The sequence below is a fragment of the Bacillus rugosus genome, from assembly GCF_023238245.1.
Lineage (GTDB): Bacteria > Bacillota > Bacilli > Bacillales > Bacillaceae > Bacillus > Bacillus rugosus.
Window position 1 is genome coordinate 269,599 of record NZ_CP096590.1, and the last position, 21,484, is coordinate 291,082.

General features: G+C 46.4%; 23 protein-coding genes, 2 pseudogenes and 1 other annotated feature. Of the genes and pseudogenes, 19 read left to right on the forward strand and 6 right to left on the reverse strand.

Going from position 1 to position 21,484, the window contains the following annotated elements:
* The first annotated feature begins 31 nt into the window (after window positions 1-31).
* The 10 genes from gudD to M0696_RS01510 all read left to right on the forward strand — a co-directional run bounded on the left by gudD (window position 32) and on the right by M0696_RS01510 (window position 9,936).
* The gene (gene gudD, locus M0696_RS01465; protein WP_248602399.1) at window positions 32-1,399 is read left to right on the forward strand and encodes a glucarate dehydratase; all 1,368 of its coding nucleotides are present in this window, start codon (window positions 32-34) and stop codon (window positions 1,397-1,399) included.
* A 69-nt stretch (window positions 1,400-1,468) separates the two neighbouring features.
* Window positions 1,469-2,170 (forward strand): FadR/GntR family transcriptional regulator, encoded by a 702-nt coding sequence (locus M0696_RS01470; protein WP_166854405.1) that lies wholly within the window; start codon window positions 1,469-1,471, stop codon window positions 2,168-2,170.
* An 83-nt stretch (window positions 2,171-2,253) separates the two neighbouring features.
* On the forward strand, window positions 2,254-3,786 hold the full coding sequence (gene garD, locus M0696_RS01475) for a galactarate dehydratase (protein ID WP_222143472.1): 1,533 nt from the start codon (window positions 2,254-2,256) through the stop codon (window positions 3,784-3,786).
* 272 nt (window positions 3,787-4,058) lie between these two features.
* Window positions 4,059-4,979, forward strand: a complete 921-nt coding sequence (locus tag M0696_RS01480) for a macrolide 2'-phosphotransferase (RefSeq protein ID WP_248602400.1) — start codon at window positions 4,059-4,061, stop codon at window positions 4,977-4,979.
* Between the two features lie 56 nt (window positions 4,980-5,035).
* Window positions 5,036-5,284 (forward strand) — a binding site (T-box leader).
* A 94-nt stretch (window positions 5,285-5,378) separates the two neighbouring features.
* Entirely contained in the window at window positions 5,379-5,540 is a 162-nt protein-coding gene (locus M0696_RS01485) for a hypothetical protein (protein WP_003241325.1), read from the forward strand.
* Between the two features lie 20 nt (window positions 5,541-5,560).
* Window positions 5,561-6,499, forward strand: a complete 939-nt coding sequence (locus M0696_RS01490; protein ID WP_248602401.1) for a DMT family transporter — start codon at window positions 5,561-5,563, stop codon at window positions 6,497-6,499.
* Between the two features lie 96 nt (window positions 6,500-6,595).
* A complete protein-coding gene (ycbL, locus tag M0696_RS01495; protein WP_166854744.1) occupies window positions 6,596-7,276 on the forward strand; it encodes a two-component system response regulator YcbL in 681 nt (226 codons plus the stop codon).
* Between the two features lies 1 nt (window position 7,277).
* Window positions 7,278-8,213 carry a HAMP domain-containing histidine kinase gene (locus M0696_RS01500; protein WP_248602402.1) on the forward strand — a complete coding sequence of 312 codons (936 nt, stop codon included), beginning with the start codon at window positions 7,278-7,280 and terminating at the stop codon, window positions 8,211-8,213.
* Between the two features lie 94 nt (window positions 8,214-8,307).
* The gene (locus M0696_RS01505; RefSeq protein ID WP_166854400.1) at window positions 8,308-9,231 is read left to right on the forward strand and encodes an ABC transporter ATP-binding protein; all 924 of its coding nucleotides are present in this window, start codon (window positions 8,308-8,310) and stop codon (window positions 9,229-9,231) included.
* Between the two features lie 18 nt (window positions 9,232-9,249).
* Window positions 9,250-9,936 carry an ABC transporter permease gene (locus tag M0696_RS01510; protein WP_166854399.1) on the forward strand — a complete coding sequence of 229 codons (687 nt, stop codon included), beginning with the start codon at window positions 9,250-9,252 and terminating at the stop codon, window positions 9,934-9,936.
* Window positions 9,937-9,956: 20 nt separating this feature from the next.
* Here M0696_RS01510 and M0696_RS01515 read toward each other — a convergent pair.
* Window positions 9,957-10,019, reverse strand: a pseudogene (locus M0696_RS01515) (hypothetical protein); the annotation flags it as partial.
* The gene (locus tag M0696_RS01520; protein ID WP_166854398.1) at window positions 9,991-10,377 is read right to left on the reverse strand and encodes a YndM family protein; all 387 of its coding nucleotides are present in this window, start codon (window positions 10,375-10,377) and stop codon (window positions 9,991-9,993) included. The pseudogene M0696_RS01515 and the gene M0696_RS01520, both read right to left, overlap by 29 nt.
* Before the next feature lie 114 nt (window positions 10,378-10,491).
* Here M0696_RS01520 and M0696_RS01525 point away from each other — a divergent pair, with 114 nt between their 5' ends.
* The 7 genes and pseudogenes from M0696_RS01525 to tatC all read left to right on the forward strand — a co-directional run bounded on the left by M0696_RS01525 (window position 10,492) and on the right by tatC (window position 16,062).
* Window positions 10,492-11,727 carry a serpin family protein gene (locus tag M0696_RS01525; RefSeq protein ID WP_166854397.1) on the forward strand — a complete coding sequence of 412 codons (1,236 nt, stop codon included), beginning with the start codon at window positions 10,492-10,494 and terminating at the stop codon, window positions 11,725-11,727.
* An 81-nt stretch (window positions 11,728-11,808) separates the two neighbouring features.
* Window positions 11,809-12,237, forward strand: a complete 429-nt coding sequence (gene cwlJ, locus M0696_RS01530) for a cell wall hydrolase CwlJ (protein WP_166854396.1) — start codon at window positions 11,809-11,811, stop codon at window positions 12,235-12,237.
* Window positions 12,238-12,315: 78 nt separating this feature from the next.
* A pseudogene (locus M0696_RS01535) lies at window positions 12,316-13,026 on the forward strand (vWA domain-containing protein).
* 79 nt (window positions 13,027-13,105) lie between these two features.
* Window positions 13,106-13,282, forward strand: a complete 177-nt coding sequence (locus M0696_RS01540) for a hypothetical protein (protein WP_166854395.1) — start codon at window positions 13,106-13,108, stop codon at window positions 13,280-13,282.
* 18 nt (window positions 13,283-13,300) lie between these two features.
* Window positions 13,301-15,052 (forward strand): alkaline phosphatase PhoD, encoded by a 1,752-nt coding sequence (gene phoD / locus M0696_RS01545; RefSeq protein ID WP_248602403.1) that lies wholly within the window; start codon window positions 13,301-13,303, stop codon window positions 15,050-15,052.
* A 12-nt stretch (window positions 15,053-15,064) separates the two neighbouring features.
* Entirely contained in the window at window positions 15,065-15,277 is a 213-nt protein-coding gene (tatAD, locus tag M0696_RS01550; protein WP_166854393.1) for a sec-independent protein translocase protein TatAD, read from the forward strand.
* A 59-nt stretch (window positions 15,278-15,336) separates the two neighbouring features.
* A complete protein-coding gene (gene tatC, locus M0696_RS01555) occupies window positions 15,337-16,062 on the forward strand; it encodes a twin-arginine translocase subunit TatC (RefSeq protein ID WP_166854392.1) in 726 nt (241 codons plus the stop codon).
* Here tatC and pcp read toward each other — a convergent pair.
* Window positions 16,059-16,706, reverse strand: coding sequence for a pyroglutamyl-peptidase I (gene pcp / locus M0696_RS01560; protein WP_166854391.1), 648 nt, complete (start codon window positions 16,704-16,706; stop codon window positions 16,059-16,061). The two genes, tatC and pcp, sit on opposite strands and share 4 nt — an antisense overlap.
* Window positions 16,707-16,785: 79 nt before the next feature.
* Here pcp and M0696_RS01565 point away from each other — a divergent pair, with 79 nt between their 5' ends.
* Window positions 16,786-17,889 (forward strand): aminotransferase class V-fold PLP-dependent enzyme, encoded by a 1,104-nt coding sequence (locus M0696_RS01565; protein WP_248602404.1) that lies wholly within the window; start codon window positions 16,786-16,788, stop codon window positions 17,887-17,889.
* Between the two features lie 48 nt (window positions 17,890-17,937).
* Here M0696_RS01565 and lmr(B) read toward each other — a convergent pair whose 3' ends face one another.
* The gene (lmr(B), locus tag M0696_RS01570) at window positions 17,938-19,371 is read right to left on the reverse strand and encodes a lincomycin efflux MFS transporter Lmr(B) (RefSeq protein ID WP_282707823.1); all 1,434 of its coding nucleotides are present in this window, start codon (window positions 19,369-19,371) and stop codon (window positions 17,938-17,940) included.
* A 48-nt stretch (window positions 19,372-19,419) separates the two neighbouring features.
* Window positions 19,420-19,986: a transcriptional regulator LmrA gene (gene lmrA / locus M0696_RS01575; protein WP_248602405.1), complete on the reverse strand. Its 567-nt coding sequence runs from the start codon at window positions 19,984-19,986 to the stop codon at window positions 19,420-19,422.
* Window positions 19,987-20,366: 380 nt separating this feature from the next.
* Here lmrA and estA point away from each other — a divergent pair, with 380 nt between their 5' ends.
* Window positions 20,367-21,005 (forward strand): lipase EstA, encoded by a 639-nt coding sequence (estA, locus tag M0696_RS01580; protein WP_166854387.1) that lies wholly within the window; start codon window positions 20,367-20,369, stop codon window positions 21,003-21,005.
* 37 nt (window positions 21,006-21,042) lie between these two features.
* Here estA and M0696_RS01585 read toward each other — a convergent pair whose 3' ends face one another.
* On the reverse strand, window positions 21,043-21,426 hold the full coding sequence (locus tag M0696_RS01585) for an RDD family protein (RefSeq protein ID WP_166854743.1): 384 nt from the start codon (window positions 21,424-21,426) through the stop codon (window positions 21,043-21,045).
* Between the last annotated feature and the right edge of the window lie 58 nt (window positions 21,427-21,484).

Genomic DNA, 21,484 nt, shown 5'->3' on the forward strand with positions numbered 1-21,484 from the left:
ATGAAAGCGCTTTATAAAAGGAGGAAAATACATGAGTTCACCAATACAAGAGCAGGTTCAAAAAGAAAAGAGATCGAATATTCCTTCAATTTGTGAGATGAAGGTGATCCCTGTTGCGGGACATGACAGCATGCTGCTGAATCTAAGCGGCGCACACAGCCCATTTTTCACCCGGAATATCGTGATCTTAACTGACAGCAGCGGAAATCAGGGAGTCGGAGAGGTGCCTGGCGGAGAACAGATACGCCGTACACTCGAGCTGGCAGAACCGCTTGTTGTCGGAAAATCCATTGGTGCGTACCAGTCAATATTGCAAACGGTTAGAAAGCAGTTTGCCGATCAAGACAAGGGAGGACGCGGCATCCAGACGTTTGATTTGCGCACCACGGTACATGCCGTCACAGCGCTGGAAGCGGCCTTGTTAGATTTGCTTGGAAAGTTTCTTCAAGAACCGGTCGCGGCTTTGCTTGGCGAAGGGAAGCAGCGTGATGAAGTGAAAATGCTCGGCTACCTCTTTTACATCGGCGATCGAAAGCGGACGACTTTGCCATATCAAAGCGATGAGCAGTCAGATTGCGGGTGGTTCCGTCTCCGCCATGAGGAAGCACTAACCCCAGAGGCCATTGTACGTCTTGCTGAATCTGCGCAGGAGCGCTACGGCTTTCAGGATTTCAAGCTGAAAGGCGGGGTGCTGCGGGGAGAGGAGGAAATTGAAGCTGTTACCGCATTAGCAAAACGTTTTCCAGAGTCAAGGATCACTCTTGATCCGAACGGGGCTTGGTCATTAGAGGAAGCTATTGCATTATGCAAAGGTAAGCATGATGTGCTCGCGTATGCGGAAGATCCGTGCGGGGATGAGAACGGCTACTCCGCCCGAGAAGTAATGGCTGAATTCCGCCGCGCGACAGGGCTTCCTACCGCAACAAATATGATTGCGACCGACTGGAGGGAAATGGGTCACGCGATCCAGCTTCATGCGGTGGATATTCCGCTGGCTGATCCCCATTTCTGGACGATGCAGGGTTCGGTGCGGGTTGCGCAAATGTGCCATGATTGGGGTTTGACATGGGGATCTCACTCCAACAACCACTTTGATATCTCCCTTGCAATGTTTACCCATGTGGCAGCAGCGGCTCCGGGACGCATTACGGCGATTGATACCCATTGGATTTGGCAGGACGGGCAGCGTTTAACGAAACAGCCTTTTGAGATTTCTGAGGGTTGTGTCAAGGTGCCGAATAAGCCCGGTCTCGGTATTGACATTGATATGGAACAAGTGGAAAAAGCCCATGAACTCTATCGAAAAATGAATTTAGGCGCGCGGAATGATGCGGTCCCTATGCAGTTTTTGATCAGCAACTGGGAGTTCGACCGCAAACGCCCTTGTCTTGTGCGATAAGTTTTATTGCAAATATTGTCATATTGGCTGTTTTGTCTTACAATTGAACAACTGAAGGGAGAGTTGTTCGTGTACGAAGGTTTAGAAGATCTGAAAGTCGATACAGTCAATCGGAAAACATTAGCCAAGCAGGTCATTGAACGGATTGTCCATTTATTATCGAGCGGACAGTTAAAGGCTGGAGACAAATTACCGACAGAAATGGAACTGATGGACATTTTGCATGTCAGCAGGCCGGTGCTTCGCGAGGCCCTCAGCTCACTAGAGACACTTGGGGTGATTACGAGAAAAACCCGCGGCGGCACGTATTTCAACGATAAAATCGGCATGCAGCCATTTTCCGTCATGCTTGCCTTGGCCACTGATAATCTTCCGGCTATCATTGAAGCGCGGATGGCGTTAGAACTCGGACTTGTGACGATTGCTGCGGAAAAAATTAATGAGGATGAGCTTCAGCGTTTGCAGAAGACAATCGACGACATAGCCAGCAGCACTGACAATCTTTATGGTGAAGCAGATAAAGAATTTCATCGAATTATTGCATTAAGTGCCAATAACCCCGTTGTTGAAGGGATGATTCAATCCCTGCTGATCACCCATGCGAAAATTGACAGCCAGATACCGTACAGGGAGAGAGATATAACGGTCGAATATCACAAAAAAATCTACGACGCTCTTGCTAAAAGAGACCCCTACAAAGCGCATTACCACATGTATGAGCATCTGAAATTTGTCCGTGACAAAATTTTGAAGGGCATGGATAAGAAATAATTGTAGACTACAGCCGCAAAGAGCTGCGGCTTTTTTGAACCGATATAGAAAACGCTTACTATGATATGAGGAGTGATTTTCAGATGGCGATGAACCTCAGAAAGAACCAAGCGCCCCTTTACATCAAAGTGAATGAAACAGATAACACGGCGATTATTGTTAATGACGGAGGACTGCCAAAGGGCACTGTTTTTTCATGTGGACTCGTACTTGAAGAGGATGTACCTCAAGGCCATAAGGTGGCCTTAACCGATCTGAATCAAGGAGATGAGATTGTTCGTTACGGTGAGGTGATCGGATTTGCCGATGAGACGATCAAACGCGGGAGCTGGATAAGGGAAGCCCTCGTAAGAATGCCCGCTCCTCCGGCTTTAGACGATCTTCCTCTCGCAAACAGAGTGCCCAAACCGCTTCCGCCTCTTGAAGGCTACACGTTTGAAGGGTATCGAAATGCGGACGGCAGTGCGGGGACGAAAAATATTCTCGGTATCACTACAAGTGTTCAATGTGTCGTTGGCGTTTTGGATTATGCAGTCAAACGGATAAAAGAAGAGCTGCTGCCGAAATATCCAAATGTCGATGATGTTGTACCACTGCACCATCAATACGGCTGCGGTGTGGCGATCAATGCGCCGGATGCCGTCATTCCGATTCGCACGATTCAAAATCTGGCGAAGCATCCGAACTTCGGCGGGGAAGTGATGGTGATCGGATTAGGATGTGAAAAGCTCCTCCCGTCAAGAATTGCTTCTGAGAATCAGGATGACATTCTATCACTTCAGGATCATCAAGGTTTTGCGGCAATGATTCAGTCCATGTTGGAAATGGCGGAAGAACGGTTGATCAGGCTGAACAGCAGAGCCCGTGTGACCTGCCCAGCTTCTGATCTGGTCATCGGCCTGCAATGTGGCGGCAGTGATGCGTTTTCGGGCGTGACAGCGAATCCTGCGGTGGGGTATGCAGCTGATTTATTGGTTCGCGCAGGGGCAACGGTTTTGTTTTCTGAGGTGACAGAGGTGCGGGATGCGATTCATTTATTAACGCCGCGGGCTGTGAGTGAAGAGGTCGGACATACGCTGATCGAAGAGATGAAGTGGTATGACAGCTATCTGCGGCGGGGGGAAGCAGACCGAAGCGCAAACCCGTCACCAGGCAATAAAAAAGGCGGATTATCCAATGTGGTGGAAAAAGCGTTAGGCTCGGTAGCGAAATCAGGCACAAGCCCCATCTCCGGCGTGCTCGGCCCAGGTGAAAAGGCGGAGCGAAAAGGCCTGCTGTTTGCGGCGACACCGGCAAGCGATTTTGTGTGTGGTACCCTTCAGCTGGCGGCAGGCATGAATCTGCAGGTTTTTACGACAGGAAGGGGAACACCGTACGGCTTGGCCGCTGCACCGGTGCTGAAAGTATCGACACGTCATTCATTATCAGAGCATTGGGCGGATTTAATCGATATTAATGCCGGGCGAATCGCAACAGGTGAAGCCAGTATTGAAGACGTAGGCTGGGAAATCTTCAGGACGATTCTGGATGTGGCAAGCGGCCGAAAACAAACGTGGGCGGACCGGTGGGGCCTTCATAATGATTTGTGCTTGTTTAATCCTGCACCAGTGACTTGATTCATTGTTCTAGCAGCTCATAATTGGAATATGATGTAAAAAGGTAAACGACATACAAAGAACGGAGGGGTTACAGCATGGCATTCATTAGATTCCGATTGATACGAATTCAATAGTGAACGACTCTCGCCTGAATGCGGAGAATCGGGATGAATCTGCCTATGTATGAGCCCTTATATTGTCATCAAAAGAGGGTAGCGATGCGGCCCTCTTTTTGTGCTTCAACATCCCCTCTCTCTACGACAGGCGGAACATGAGAAAGGGGAAAAGAGATGACAAACCAGAACGACATACAGCTGATCACAGAGACTGTTGCGCTTGCACGCAACCAAGGTTTGGCGGTTCACTCTGAAAATGCGAAATTAAATGAAACTGGAATGGATTTTCAAGTTGTATTCGCCGAAGACGATACAGGTATGCCATGGGTGCTGCGAAAACCGCGGCGAAGTGATGTTGTTGAAAGAGCAGTTTCAGAAGGCAGAACGCTTGCCTTTCTCCGCACGGTTCTTACAGCTGATGTACCGGATTGGAACATTCACACACCGGAATTGATTGCTTACCCAATGTTAAAAGGAACGCCAGCTGCTGTGATTGATCTGGAACAGAAACAGTATGTATGGAATATGAATCATCAGCCGCCGTCAGACCATTTTATAAGGACACTAGCCGAGATACTGGCTGAATTACATGGAGTGAACCCAGCAGACGCTTGCCAATCTGGTATAAAAGTGATGAGTCCGGAAGAAGTCAGGCGAAACATAGTTGAATCTATGGATGACGTAAAGAACAAGCTTGGAGTGTCTGAACAGCTTTGGCAAAGATGGCACACGTGGATAAATGATGATGCATATTGGCCGGAGTTTTCCGTACTGATACACGGTGATCTACATCCACCGCATATTTTGATTGGCCAAAATGAACATGTCACAGGCCTTCTAGATTGGACAGAGGCCAAAGTCGCTGATCCTGCAAAAGATTTTATCTTTTATCAAATGCTGTTCGGGGAAGAGGAAACTGCCCGTTTGCTTGAATACTATCATCAAGCAGGCGGCCGCGTATGGGCAAAAATGCAGGAACACATCTCAGAGATGCAGGCGTCATATCCGCTGGAAGTTGCCAAGTTTGCTCTTCAGACACAGCAGGAGGAGCACATCAAAATGGCGCTGGAGGCACTCGGCGTAAAATCGGATTAAGAATTGACTTCTTAAAATTAACCGAGTATTATAAATTTTACTAACAAAAGAACGGATCAACAATCGTGAGGAAGAGTAAGTACGCGTCAGTGTGTGAGGTTCAGAGAGTCGGTGGCAGGTGTGAACCGATCCTCCCCTGATGCCGAATGGGCTTCTGAATTGCTTTGCTGAACGGATAGTAGGCGAAGCCGGGATTCTCTCCCCGTTACCAAGAGAGGCGTATCGAAACGGATGTTTTCTGTACTGAGAGTGAACGGCTGTATAGCTGTTAATAAAGGTGGTACCGCGAGACCCTCGTCCTTTGCATAGGACGGGGGTTTTTGTGTCTTAAAGGAGGTGACGGCCAATGGATGATGGCTGGTGGGTGCATAACAGATGAAGAGGAAAGGAGGATGTCATGTGGTCATAGCAACTGATGATCTTGAGGTCGCATGCCCTGAGTGTGAAAGAGCAGGAGAAATCGAAGGCAGCCCATGTCCAGCTTGCGGCGGGAAGGGTGTCATTCTGACGGCTCAAGGAAATACGCTTCTGGATTTTATACAAAAGCATTTGAACAAGTAAAGGAGAAAAGCTGAGCTGAGATGAGAGTAGAAGAGCAGAGTAAGATTCGCAAGGCATCGGCAGGTACGGTTTTTTTGCTGATCGGAACGGCTTGTTTTGCATCTAAGTCGATTTGGATTAAATGGGCATATCAAATGGGTGCTGAGCCAGACGCGGTATTGTTATACAGACAGCTGTTTGCTGTTCCGCTGTTTTGGCTGATCTTTTTGTTATACCGTCCTCCAATGCCAGACGATATGAAAAAAGGAGATCTATGGAGGGCGTGTGTCGCGGGAGTGTTTAGTTTTTTTCTGTCTCCCTTGTTTGATTTTATCGGGCTGAACCATGTATCCGCAATGGTTGAGCGTATTTTGCTGATGAGCTATCCGGTGTTTATGATCGGATTCAACGCGTGTTATGACCGGAAAATGGTTTCCATCCAAGACCTTTTCGCAGTGTTGATGGTCATGATCGGTTTTTTCTTTGCGCTCGGCGGCTGGAATGCTGAGCTTTTTCAGGCGAATATGATTGGATCTGTATTCATTTTGTTATCCTCGGCCGTTTATGCTGGTTATCTTGTCCTTTCCGGGCGTCTCGTCCATCAAATCGGCGGCATCCGACTCAATGCTTACGGGATGACAGCAGCCGGAGCGGCCATGATGCTTTACACAGGCATAAAGGAGGCGATCGGCATGAATACGCCAATGACAGCATATCCGCTTGCTGTGTACGGTTTGTTTGTGTTCATCGCAGTCGTCTCCACTGTAATTCCATTTGTGCTGATGCTTGAGGGCATAAAACGAATCGGGGCACTGCGAGCTGCCACTATTTCAATGGCAGGCCCTGTCTTGACGATTTTCTTTGGAGCCTTATTTCTCGGTGAGCGGCTCCAGCTTACTCAAACCATTGGATGCGCAGCTGTATTTATTGTCATAACGGGCATGGAATATAGAAAACTGAAAACAGGTAAAAATGAATAATTTTTGTAAAACACACACGTTTTTCAATTACAATAAGTGTAATCACGTGTGTGTTTTTTGATTTTGCAAAGGTTAGGTGAGAAGATGCAGCGAATATTGCTAGTAGAAGACGACCATTCAATCAGTGAAATGGTGGATCATTATTTAACAAAAGAAGGCTTTGAGATCGTGCATGCTTTCGACGGTGAAGAAGGCATCCGGCTGTTTCAGCACGATTCATATGATTTGATTCTCCTTGATATCATGCTCCCGAAGCTGAACGGCATGGATTTTCTGAAAATCATCCGGGAAAAAAGCAACGTTCCGGTCTTGATGATTTCAGCAAAAGACGGAGATGTGGACAAAGCATTAGGACTGGGGTTTGGGGCGGATGATTATATTGCCAAACCGTTTTCAATGATTGAGCTGACAGCCAGAGTAAAAGCCGCGATACGGCGGGCGACGCAATATTCGGCGGAGGAACCGGCTAAGAATAGGGTGATCCGGATTCACCAGCTTGAAATAGATATAGACAATGTCTCAGTTTTGAAAAACGAAGAACCGCTTCAGCTGACGTCAACAGAGTGGCAGCTGCTGTGCCTATTTGCGGCAAATCCCAAAAAAGTGTTTACGAAAGAACAAATCTACCGTTCCGTCTGGAATGAAGAGTACTTTGGTGATCAAAACATCATTAACGTACATATGCGGCGGCTTAGAGAAAAGATTGAAGACGATCCCTCTTCCCCTCAATATATTAAAACGTTATGGGGCATCGGTTATAAATTAGGAGAGTTTTAGAATGACAGTGTTATGGATGGCCGTTGTCATCGTTCTGGTATGTCTGAATGTCATTCAATTCATGATGAAAAAGAAGCGGGACGGGAATCTGGCTTACACGGCAGAACAGCTTGGCTCCATGCTCAGCCGGGATTCGGCGGGACAAATTTTGCTTCATACAGATGATCAGTCGCTCAAAGACCTGCTTGTTAACATCAACCTATTCGTTGAGAATCGTCAGCAGCTCAGCGCTCAGTTTGCCAAAACAGAGCAATCCATGAAGCGGATGCTGACCAACATGTCGCACGACCTGAAAACGCCGTTAACGGTCATTCTCGGTTATTTCGAAGCCATTCAAAGTGACCCAGACATGCCGGATGAAGAGCGGGAAAGATTGCTGGGGAAGCTCCGCCAGAAAACAAATGAACTGATTCAGATGATCAACTCCTTTTTTGATTTAGCCAAATTAGAATCAGAAGATAAAGACATCCCGATAACCAAAGTACATATAAACGAAATATGCAAACGAAATATTCTGCACTATTATGACGCTGTTCAGTCAAAAGGTTTTGAAGCTGCCATCAATATCCCGGATACGCCAGTGTATGCCCGCGCGAATGAAGAGGCACTGGACAGAATCCTGCAAAACCTATTGTCCAATGCGATTCAATATGGCGCGGCCGGCAAGTTTATCGGCATGACGCTGTCGTATGATGAGACGAGCGTTGCCATCACCGTATGGGATCGGGGAAAAGGGATCAGTGAAACCGATCAGCAGCGTGTGTTTGAGAGGCTGTACACGCTTGAAGAATCCAGAAATAAAGCATTTCAAGGAAGCGGTCTCGGCTTAACCATCACGAAACGGCTTACAGAGAAAATGGGAGGCGCCATATCGGTTCAAAGCAAGCCGTACGAACGGACTGCGTTTACGATCACATTGAAACGAATGACATATTAACAAACGTAAGAATTTCTTAAGATTTGAGAAATAAAAATGACAGGGCTCGCCGCTACAATAGAAAACAGGAAAAGAGAGGGAGGGAGAAACGAACTTGACTTATATCGTACAAACAAACGGGCTGACCAAAACGTATCAGGGCAAAGAAGTCGTATCCAATGTCAGCATGCATATTAAAAAAGGTGAAATTTATGGCTTTCTCGGCCCGAACGGCGCGGGTAAAACAACCATTATGAAAATGCTGACGAGCCTTGTCAAACCGACAAGCGGTGAAATCAGTATCCTAGGGAACAAGCTTACCCACACGTCATACGAGGTGCTGGGGAGCATCGGCAGCATGATTGAATATCCGATTTTTTATGAAAATCTGACAGCAGTAGAAAATTTAGATCTGCATTGTGAATACATGGGGTACCACAATAAAAAAGCCATTCAAGAAGTGCTGGATATGGTCAATTTAAAACAAATCGACAAGCAGCCCGTCAAAACATTTTCGCTCGGTATGAAGCAGCGCCTTGGGATTGCGCGTGCCATCCTCACGAAGCCGGATCTGCTTATTTTGGATGAGCCGGTTAATGGTCTTGATCCACTCGGCATCAAAAAGATCAGGCAGCTGTTTCAAGTGCTGAGCAAAGAGTACGGTATGACGCTGCTGATCTCAAGCCACTTGCTGAGTGAAATCGAACAAATTGCAGACACGATCGGCGTCATTCGGGACGGCAGGCTGCTTGAAGAAGTGTCAATGGAGGATGTAAGAGGACAGAATACTGAATACATCGAGTTTGTCACACCGAATCAGACAAGGGCCTGCTTTGTGCTGGAGAAAGAGCTGCGATTAACCAACTTTAAGATTTTAAACGAGAAAACGATTCGAATTTACGAGGCTGAAGCCTCTCAGGCTGCCATATCTAAAGCGCTGGTTTTACATGATGTAGACATTGAATCAATGACCAAAAAGTATACGTCGCTGGAGGATTATTTTATCAACTTGATCAACGGCAATAGCATCAGTGCGTAAAGGAGGAGAGACACGTTGATGAATTTGATCAGAATCGAATTGAGAAAAATGAAGATGGGCTGGTATGTCAGAGGTGCCCTCATTGCCAACTTGATCATCATGGGCTTTTTGTGGCTGATCTGTTATTCAGAAAAAGCTGAAAGTGGGGTTTCGTTTCAAAGCACGGAGGAAGCGTTTCTCATCATCGGCACTTTCGTCAGAGCAGTATTTATCGTTTTTGGCGCAGTACTGATCGCAAAATTGGTGATTTCGGAATACAAAAACAAAACCATTCTTGTGATGTTCACGTACCCGATCAGCCGGAAAAAGCTGCTCACTGCTAAGCTCATGATCGCGGGCGGACTGACGTTTATCACAATCTTACTATCAAATATACTCATAGCCGCCAATTTCTTTTGGCTCAACTCGATCTACCATTTCATACCGGGAGAGCTTACTTCCGAAATCATGTCTCAGCAGGCGGTAAAAATGGCGGTTTTCGCTTTTGGCGCCGCTGGAACCAGTTTAGTTCCCATCTTTTTTGGGATGCGTAAACACTCGGTTCCGGCTACCATCATATCATCTGTAGTGATTGTTATGCTCATCAGTTCAACAAACCCTGGTTTCTCCATTTCGTCTGTTGTTTATATCCCATTATCTTTAGCGGCTTTCGGTTTGGTTTTTTCCTACATGGCGATCAGGAACGCAGACAAGCAAGATGCGTAAACAAAGGCGCCCAATATTCATAAAAGGCCGATGCTGACAGCACCGGCCTATCTATTATGAATCTGTTCTTGTTTCAAGATAATGCTTCTTGCCAATTTCTTTGCTCATCATATAGAAATGGAAGCAATATTCACCGATTGCCATGGCGATCGCGCCGAATAAAGCCGCCAATGCAACCTCACCGCCAGTCATCCCCATAGAAAGCGGCATGCCCATCAGCCAAATGACAAGAAAGGCCAGACCGAAATCAGCTAAGGTCGCAATCATATTGTTCCATCTCGGCAATACATAAAGATCGCCAAGCAAATAAGAAATAATCCCTAACACAAGCGTCATTAAGAGCGTATCACCGAACGTGAAACCAAAGCCCAGACCAAGCACTAGATACAACACAATAATTGTCATAATACCTTTAATCGCGAGCGCTTTCACATGTGTCATTCCAAAGTTCCTCCTTCTGTATTTTGATTTGTTATGTATGATTCCTCAAATGCAAAAAGTTAAACCTTATATTGTGTTTTTTACAGTCCATGTAAAGGGGGTGAATGGGTTTTTATGAAAGGAAAGATGTTCACAGTTGTGCTGATGTGTATGCTTTTTGGAGGAGGCTGCAAACCCGCTGAAGAACCGGCATCATCTGCTCAATCACCTTCTCCATCTGACTCTGCAAAAAACAAAGCTTACAATATTCATAAGGGTTTTATTGAAGCGGAGCGTAGATTCGGAACCGAGTTGTTTCAAAATATGTCAGAACAAGACGGGTTAACGGACAACCTGCTGATCTCCCCATACAGCTTGCAGCAGGTGCTGATGATGACTGCAAATGGAACGGAGGGAGATACATTAAAAGAAATCAAAGCTGCTTTATATTTATCGGGCCTTCATGACAGCGCCATAAATGAGTCATCGTTCGCGCTCATGAAAAGATTTGAATCCTTGCCTGAAGGTGAACTGCTGACGGCCAATGCCGTATGGACAAGGATTGAGACCAAGCCAGACTTTAAACAAACGATTAAACAATTCTTCTCGGGCAGAGTCTTTAAAATGGATGACAATATTCAGACCGCAAAGAACTTGATCAATCAATGGACAGCTCACCAAACGAAAGGGCATATTGATGACATCGCGGATCATCTTTCGCCGGAAGCTGTTTCTCTTTTGGTAAACGCCGTCTATTTTCAAGAAAAGTGGGCGCTGCCGTTTGACCAGTATGTGACCGCTGAAGAGCATTTTTTTCTGCCTGACGGCTCGGCCAAAAAACTGCTGCTGATGAAGCAGACTGCACGACTTGCTTACTTAGAAAATGAACTGTTCCAAGCAGTCAAGCTTCCATATGAAGATCAACAACTTACTTTCACTTTATTTCTGCCGAAGAAAAAGCCGGCTTCTTTCATGTCTCTTTTCACAAGTCAAAACATAAAAGCATGGGACAGCGCATTTCAGCCAAAAACAGTGAAGCTGAGCATGCCACGCTTTACACTGAAAGGGCAGTATAACGTAAAACGCGCTCTTCACGATATGGGGATGAAATCGGTCTTTTCCGCTGCTGACTTTTCCAGCATGTTTACTGAAGGCCACGGTGTTTCAATCGATGATGTGAATCACCACACATTTATCAAGGTGGATGAAGCAGGAACCGAGGCTGCGGCTGCCTCGTCAGTGGAAACTGTTGAGTCCGCACTCACGCCAGATGTTACCTTGATGGCCAACCGCCCATTTTTCTTTGTCATCACAGATGAACAAACATCAAGCCTTTTGTTTTTAGGCTTTGTCGCACATCCAATTGAATAAATTTAAAAACTCACCTGTCCCTCCGTCATCACTTCTGAAGTACTGAAATATGATGAAAGGAGATCAAGGGGAGGTGACGTGATGGCGGTCGTGAGAGCAACGAGTGCGGATGTCGATTTACTGGCAAGGCTGCTCAGAGCGGAAGCGGAAGGCGAAGGCAAGCAGGGGATGCTGCTTGTCGGCAACGTGGGAATCAATCGGCTGCGGGCAAATTGCTCAGATTTTAAAGGCCTCCGCACCATCAGACAGATGATTTTTCAGCCGCACGCGTTTGAGGCTGTAACTCATGGATATTTTTATCAAAGGGCGCGGGATAGCGAGCGGAGCCTGGCACGCCGGTCAATAAACGGTGAAAGACGCTGGCCTGCAAAATTTAGTTTGTGGTACTTCAGGCCGGAGGGAGACTGTCCCTCCCAGTGGTATAACCAGCCGTTTGTGGCCAGATTTAAGTCACACTGCTTTTATCAGCCGACAGCGGAAACGTGTGAAAATGTATATAACACATTTTAGAGACAGGACGCCGTTCAAATTGAACGGTGTTTTTCTTTGAAGAGATATAGAGAAAAAAGAGCTGACGGAGATGACAGAATGGCAACAATTGATTTGCAAAAGATAAAGGTCGTACTGGAAAAAAAAGCAATTAACAAAGGTGACGGCTCGTGTCGGACTGGTTCTTGATATCACGGGTTCAATGAGAACCAAAAACGGGACGGTGTGGAGCGGATTTTGGCAGTGGCTGATCAATTTGATGATAACGGGTTGCTGGATGTATGGGTGTATGATAACGGATTCTCCTGATTAAAGCCAGTTTCTGAAAAAGATTTTTCGGGCTATGTCGATCGTGAAATTTTAAATAATGACCGCTTGCATAAATTCGACAGAAATGATGAGCCGCCGGTCTTGAAAGATGTGCTGCGTAAATATATTGCGGAGGAACCTAGTTCATATCCCGCTTTCGTCGTTTTTATCAATGACGGAGGCTGTAAAAAGCCGATTAAATCGATTATTGAAGCCTCTTCTGATAAGCCGGTGTTTTGGCAGTTTGTCGGCGTTGGAAACGGAAGCATCGATTTTCTCAATAAGTTGGATACGTTAGAAGGACGTGCTGTTGATAACACGAACTTCCTTCAAATCGAAGAGATTGACAGTATTTCCGATGATAAGCTTTATGACGCTCTGCTTACTGAATTTCCATTTTGGCTGAAAGAAGCGAAGAAAAAAGGAATTGTAAGAGAACAAGAGCCTCCTGCTGAAAATCCGAGAAAGAAGGGTTTTTTCAGCAGATTATTTTCGAAATAACTGATAAGGCACTGAGTCATTCTGCGAAATGGCTCGGTGTTTTTGTTTTTTTAAGATCATGTGAAGAAAAATAGTCCGAATGGGCGGCTTGCAAACGACAAGATATGCAGAGAACGCGCCAATTAGCCATCTTTCGGCACGTTTCAGCGGCAGGCTTGTGAGTGAAGACCTGTTTCTGATGTTCAGTGCTTACAATCGGTTCACACTTCTTCACAGCCATTTAACAATGATTTTCTATAATGGAGGCGATCAATGAGAAGAGAGGGGATCTTGAATGGCATACGACAATCGTTTTGATGAATGGGTACAGAAACTGAAAGAGGAAAGCTTTCAAAACAATACGTTTGACCGCCGCAAATTTATTCAAGGAGCGGGGAAGATTGCAGGACTTTCTCTTGGACTGACTATTGCTCAGTCAGTTGGTGCATTTGAAGTAAATGCCGCGCCTAAGTTCACGAGCTATCCGTTTACGTTAGGGGTTGCGTCTGGAGATCCGCTTTCTGACAGTGTCGTGCTGTGGACGCGCTTGGCACCAGATCCGCTGAACGGCGGGGGAATGCCAAATCAGGCGGTGCCTGTCAAATGGGAAGTCGCAAAGGATGAGCATTTCCGCAAGATTGTGAGAAAGGGCACTGAAATGGCCAAGCCGAATCTCGCTCACTCCATTCACGTGGAAGCGGACGGGCTTGAGCCGAACAAAGTGTACTATTATCGTTTCAAAACCGGACATGAACTAAGCCCTGTCGGAAAAACAAAAACGCTGCCTGCCCCTGGCGCCAATGTGCCGCAAATGACCTTTGCGTTTGCTTCCTGCCAGCAATATGAGCATGGATATTATACGGCCTACAAGCATATGGCGAAGGAAAAGCTTGATCTTGTCTTCCATCTCGGTGATTACATATACGAATACGGTCCCAATGAATATGTCTCAAAAACAGGCAATGTCCGCACGCACAACAGCGCGGAAATCATTACGCTTCAAGACTATCGGAACCGCCATGCCCAATACCGATCTGACGCCAATTTAAAAGCTGCACATGCGGCGTTCCCTTGGGTTGTGACGTGGGATGACCATGAAGTCGAAAACAACTATGCCAATAAAATACCGGAAAAAGGACAGTCGGTTGAAGCATTTGTGCTCCGCCGCGCGGCTGCGTACCAGGCGTACTATGAACATATGCCGCTCCGCATCTCCTCTCTGCCGAATGGTCCGGATATGCAGCTGTACCGGCACTTTACGTACGGAAACCTGGCTTCCTTCAATGTCCTTGATACCCGCCAGTACAGGGATGACCAAGCCAATAACGACGGCAATAAGCCGCCTTCTGATGAATCGCTCAATCCGAATCGGACCCTGTTAGGAAAAGAACAGGAGCAGTGGCTTTTCAACAATTTGAGCAGCTCGACCGCCCACTGGAATGTGCTGGCGCAGCAGATTTTCTTTGCGAAGTGGAATTTTGGGACAAGCGCAAGCCCGATCTACAGCATGGATTCGTGGGACGGCTACCCGGCTCAGCGCGAACGGGTTGTCAATTTCATTAAAAGTAAAAATCTAAATAACGTTGTCGTGCTGACAGGAGATGTACACGCAAGCTGGGCATCAAACCTCCACGTTGATTTTAATAAAACAAGCTCAAAAATTTTCGGGGCTGAATTTGTCGGCACCTCAATCACCTCCGGAGGAAACGGAGCGGATAAGCGAGCGGATACAGATCAAATTTTAAAGGAAAATCCGCATATCAAGTTCTTTAACGATTATCGCGGATATGTCCGCTGTACAGTGACGCCTCATCAGTGGAAAGCTGATTATCGGGTGATGCCGTTTGTGACAGAGCCGGGCGCAGCCATTTCAACACGGGCTTCATTCGTTTACCAAAAGGATCAAACTGGATTGAGAAAGGTATCATCCACAACGATCCAAGGCGGGGTGAAGCAATCCGATGAAGTCGAAGAGGATCGTTTCTTTGCACACAACAAAGCCCACGAAAAACAAATGATTAAGAAACGGGCAAAAATCACGAATTAAGGAGTGAAAAAAATGTTTTCAAACATTGGTATACCGGGTTTGATTCTAATCTTTGTCATTGCCCTCATTATTTTTGGCCCTTCAAAGCTTCCGGAAATCGGGCGTGCTGCCGGACGGACACTGCTGGAATTTAAAAGCGCCACAAAATCACTTGTGTCTGGTGATGAAAAAGACGAAAAATCAGCTGAGCTGACAGCGGTAAAGCAGGACAAAAACGCGGGCTGAGTGCTGATGAGGCAGACACCGGGTCTGCCTCTTTTTTATGAAAGGGAGGGCTTTTTTGAATGGATAAAAAAGAAACCCATCTGATCGGGCATTTAGAAGAGCTTCGCCGCCGGATTATCGTGACTCTCGCGGCATTTCTTCTATTTCTCATCACGGCTTTTTTGTTTGTGCAGGATATTTATGACTGGCTGATCAGGGATTTAGACGGAAAGCTGGCTGTGCTTGGCCCGAGTGAAATCCTCTGGGTGTATATGATGCTTGCCGGCATTTGTGCTATTGCGGCTTCCATCCCTGTTGCCGCGTACCAGCTGTGGCGTTTCGTTGCCCCGGCGCTCACGAAAACGGAGCGGAAGGTGACGCTCATGTACATACCCGGGTTATTTGTGTTGTTTTTGGCGGGCATCTCCTTTGGATACTTTGTCTTGTTTCCAATCGTGCTCAGCTTTTTGACTCATTTGTCTTCCGGCCATTTTGAAACAATGTTTACGGCTGACCGCTATTTCAGGTTTATGGTGAATTTGAGCCTGCCGTTTGGCTTTCTGTTTGAAATGCCTTTAGTGGTCATGTTTTTAACAAGGCTGGGCGTCCTAAATCCCTACCGGCTGGCCAAAGCGAGAAAGCTGTCCTATTTTTTGCTGATCGTCGTGTCTGTATTGATTACACCGCCTGATTTCATTTCTGATTTTCTCGTCATGATCCCGCTGCTTGTCCTGTTTGAAGTAAGTGTCACCCTATCGGCGTTTGTATACAAAAAGAGACTGACAAGCGAAACGGCGGCCGCTTAGTGCAGCGTACCGCCCGGTGTCTTCAAATCCTCATCGTATTGTGCGGCCGTAACAGCGGCGATTCTCAATGCTCGGACAATCGTGTCTAAGCTGAGGCTCGGCGCTGTTTTGTCGATTGTTTGCTCTGGAATGAAAGGGATATGAATAAACCCGCCGCGAACGTGGGGGGATGTCCGGCTTATGTGATCCATTAACCCGTAGAACAAGTAGTTGCATACAAATGTGCCCGCTGTATAAGAAACTGCGGCTGGAATGCCATTTTCCTTCATTTTCGCAGTCATTCGTTTCACGGGAAGTCCCGTCCAGTAAGCAGCGGGCCCTCTTGGAGAAATCTCTTCATCAATCGGCTGATGTCCTTCATTATCGGGGATGCGCGCGTCTGCAAGATTGATTGCTACCCGTTCTGGCGTGATCTGCATCCGCCCTCCGGCTTGGCCGACACAAATCACGATATCGGGCTGATGCTTCTGAATGGCTTGCCGCAGAGTGTCCAGAGCGGTTCTAAAGACAGTCGGAATTTGTTCTGCTTTAATGATTGCTTCATCCGTCTCTAAGCCATTCAATTGTTTCGCCGCTTCCCATGATGGATTAACGGTTTCTTTGTCAAAAGGGTCAAAGCCTGTGATCAGCACTTTTTTTCTCATCTTCCCATCTCCTTTTTACTTATATTCTATTGTTTATTTTTGGGTTTTTCATCAAAATAATAAAAAGGAGTGAATCACAATGCAGCATTTGCCGCAGCAGTATCGCCAGCTGTTCCCAACCGTGCAGACACATACGATGCTTGCCAGCTGTTCTCAGAGCGCGTTGGCAGAGCCTGTATCAAAGGCGATTAAAGACTATCATGACAGCCTGCTGCATATGGGGACGAACTGGAATGAAGCGATCGAAAAAACAGAAAGTGCGAGAAACGAGTTTGCAAAGATGATAGGGGCTGAACCGGATGAAATTGCAATTGTGCCGTCAGTTTCTGATGCGCTCATTTCCGTAGCATCATCTTTATCTGTTTTTGGAAAGAAGCATATTGTGTATACAGAGATGGATTTTCCGGCGGTGTCTCATGTTTGGCAGGCACAATCGGATTATACCGTATCCGTCATTCCATCGATAGACGGCGGGCTGCCGCTCGAACAGTATGAAACGCATATTACAGATGAAACAGTGCTGACGTGTGTTCCGCACGTTCATTATCGTGACGGCTTTGTTCAGGATGTAAAAGCAATCGCTGAAATTGCTAAGAGAAAGGGTTCTTTTTTATTTGTGGATGCCTATCAATCAGCGGGGCACATTCCCATTGATGTGAAGGCGTGGGGTGTAGATATGCTGGCGGCTGGCACCCGGAAGTATTTGCTTGGCATACCGGGAATGGCATTTCTTTATGTGAGAAAGGAGGTCGCGGATGCACTGAAACCGAAAGCATCAGCTTGGTTCGGGCGGGAGAGCGGATTTGATGCAGCTTATGCGAAAGGCACGCGGCGTTTTCAAACAGGCACCCCTGCTTTTATCAGTGTATACGCAGCGGCAGCGGCCTTATCATTGCTGAATCATATCGGGGTTTCTCATATCCGGGATCATGTGAAAACGATCTGTGCCGATGCATGTCAATATGCTGCTGAAAAAGGCTTGCAGCTGGCGGCATCAGTGGGAGAGCAACCGGGCATGGTTGCGATCCGGGATGAGCGGGCATCGGAAACGGCGGCGCTGCTGAAGAAGAGAAAAGTGATTTGCGCGCCGCGGGACACTGTCATTCGTCTCGCTCCTCACTTTTATAACACGAAGGATGAATTGCGTCATGCGATTGATGAAATCGCGTCGAAAACGCTCTGAATGTAAACATACAAAAGCCCCTGAACACAAGGTCAGGGGCTTTTCATATTAATGATCTACCTTAACTCGCTTCAAGAAGAAAGCGCCAATTAAACCGATAACAGCAACAATCATCGCAAACACAAACGCGTGCTGCACGCCCGCAGTCAAAGCCTGCGGGATGACTGCCGGATCGGCAGGGTTTTTGACAGTGCTCATATAATCATGCTGGCCTGCAGCCATAATGCTGACCGCAACCGCTGTTCCGATAGCGCCCGCCATTTGTTGCAGCGTGTTCATAATAGCGGTGCCGTCAGGATAAAACTCTCGCGGCAGCTGGTTTAAACCGTTTGTCTGCGCTGGCATCATAATCATAGATATCCCGATCATTAAGCAGGTGTGCAGGATGATAATCAGCACAGCCGTTGAAGTGGTCGTGATGTTTGAGAAGAGCCAAAGGACAACAGTAACAATCACAAATCCCGGAATGACAAGCCATTTCGGTCCGTATTTGTCGAACAGACGGCCTGTAACAGGGGACATAAAGCCGTTTAAAATGCCGCCCGGCAAGAGAATAAGGCCAGAAGCAAATGCCGTCAGGACTAAGCCGCCTTGTAGATACATCGGCAGAAGCAGCATAGATGACAGGATGACCATCATGCAAATGAATACCATAATAACACCCAAAATAAACATCGGATATTTGAACGCACGCAGGTTCATCATCGGCTGCTTCATCGTCAGCTGGCGGATTGAAAATAGGATAAGACCGACAACCCCGACAATCAGTGAGACGATCACAGTCGGGCTGGACCATCCGCCGGAGCCTTCACCCGCGTTGCTGAATCCGAACACAATGCCGCCGAAGCCAATCGTCGACAGGATGATAGACAATACATCGATTTTCGGTTTTGTAATGTCTGATACATTTTGCATGTATGCGATACCGAAAACAAGCGCCAGCACAAGGAACGGCAGAGAGATCCAGAAAATCCAGTGCCAGTTGAGATGTTCCAGAACCAATCCGGAGAAAGTCGGGCCGATAGCGGGCGCGAACATAATAACAAGCCCGATCGTTCCCATCGCCGCGCCCCGTTTATGAGGCGGGAAAATTACCAAGATTGTGTTAAACATCAGCGGCAGTAAAAGACCGGTTCCGAGTGCCTGAACAACCCTTGCCGCTAATAAAAACGGGAAGCTTGGCGCAAGCGCCGCAATCAAGGTTCCTATAATTGAAAAGATAAGTGAAACGGTAAAAAGCTGCCTTGTTGTAAACCATTGCAATAGCAGTCCTGATACAGGAACGAGGATACCGAGTACAAGCAGGTAGCCCGTCGTCAACCATTGAACGGTTGACGCTGTAATGTTCAATTCCTTCATAAGATCGGTTAAAGCGATATTCAGCGCTGTTTCACTGAACATGCCGATAAAACCGGCCAACAGCAAGGAAATCATAATCGGCATCACTTTGTATTGCTGAGATGCTTTAGCTGCTGTTTCCAAAAAACATTTCCCCTCTCTATTCGAACGTAGTATAAGTATGTCTTATTTTTATCTCTTCAGCAGGTCAGGAATGCAGCTGGAGATATGAAGGAGCGGTGTGCTGTTTTTTGCCGTCAAAGATAAAAGAATACCGCCTTCAATTATGGCGTTAATCACAGTGCTGACTTCCTTAGCATGGCTTTCGCTGCAGCCTGCTTGCCGCAGCTTTTCCTCATACACAGAGGCCCACTCTTTGTAGGCTTCATGGCAGGCTTCCCGCAACGGTTCGCTTTCCAATGACGTCTCAGCCGCAAGCAAGCCGACAGGCAAGCCTTCAATGTCTTCCGTGCATGAAAATTGACAGGAAAGCTCCTTCAAAAAGGCTTGAATACCTTCCGCTGGATCGGTATAAGCTTTCATGCAGTCCGCAATTTTCTGGCGGATATATTCCTTCATCTCATTCACCGCCTCGATCGCCAGCTGTTCTTTGCCGCCGGGAAAGTGGTAGTAAAGAGAGCCTTTAGGAGCGCCGCTTTCCTTAATAATCTGGTTCAGCCCCGTTCCGTAATACCCTTGCAGCTGAAACAGCCTGGTCGCAGCTGAAAGGATTTTCTCACGGGAATCTCCATAACTCATAACATTCCCACCTTACTGAATTGCAATCAAAAATATAGTGACTGGTCTATTATCTTGATTCACTCATCAATTGTCAAGAAAAATTCATTGCATGAAAAGACAAAAAAGAAGTATATTACAACGAAAAAAAACGAGAGAAAAGCCGTAAGTAGACAGATGCTCGTGCTCACCAAAACAGACGATCCTCAAAAAATCCAGGCCTATTTCAATGAGTATTAAAGAAAAGAAGGCAAATAAGCCTTCTTTTTTTGCAATTTTAGGACCAAAAATCCCCTCTGAACCTTAAAATCTCTTTAAAAATAAGTAAAAATTACCCTTTACTTAATTAATTTGGTAACGTAATATAATTGAAGAATTTGTTACAAAAAAAGGAGGATATTATGAAATTTGTAAAAAGTAAGTTCATTGCACTTGTAACAATTTTGGTGCTGTCAGTCACATCGCTGTTTGCGATGCAGCCGTCAGCAAAAGCTGCTGAACACAATCCGGTTGTTATGGTACACGGTATTGGAGGAGCATCATACAATTTTGCAGGTATTAAGAGCTATCTCGTATCTCAGGGCTGGTCGCGGGACAAGCTGTATGCAGTTGATTTTTGGGACAAGACAGGCACGAATTATAATAATGGCCCGGTATTATCACGATTTGTGCAAAAGGTTTTAGATGAAACAGGTGCGAAAAAAGTGGATATTGTTGCTCATAGCATGGGTGGCGCGAACACACTTTACTACATAAAAAATCTGGACGGCGGAAATAAAATTGAAAACGTCGTAACGCTTGGCGGCGCGAATCGTTTGGTGACAAACAAGGCGCTTCCAGGAACAGATCCAAACCAAAAGATTTTATACACATCCGTTTACAGCAGTGCCGATATGATTGTCATGAATTATTTATCAAAATTAGACGGTGCTAAAAACGTTCAAATTCATGGTGTTGGCCACATCGGTTTATTGATGAACAGCCAAGTCAACAGCCTGATTAAAGAAGGACTGAACGGCGGAGGCCAAAATACGAACTAACGAGATGCATAACCTTGAAGAATTCTATTCTTCAAGGTTATTCTGCTTTTAGCACAATTGTTTTCGCAGCCATATCATGAACGGTTTGTTTTTTCTTCGTAAATGCGGCTGTCAAATAGATCAGGCGAGAGAACACATGCACCCACGCTATCATGTAACGGACAATGGCCTGTGGAAGGGATATTCTTTCGTATGTTTCGTCTCTCACGATTTGCAGCCCAATGATTTTTTTGCCCAGTGTACCCTTCCAGTTTGTCAGCGGCATCAGCAAAGGATACACAAGCAGCATTATTATGGCGACAACAATGACGCCGGCGGACCCGTCACCAAACGTAAATCCGGCTGCCAAAATCACTGCTGCGGCAATGACCACATCAAGTAGTAGGGCGCAGGCGCGCAACATAAAACCAGCTAGTTCCAACATAAACACTCCTTAAAATTTTAGATAAATACCTAATGATTGTAAAAAAGAAGGGCCT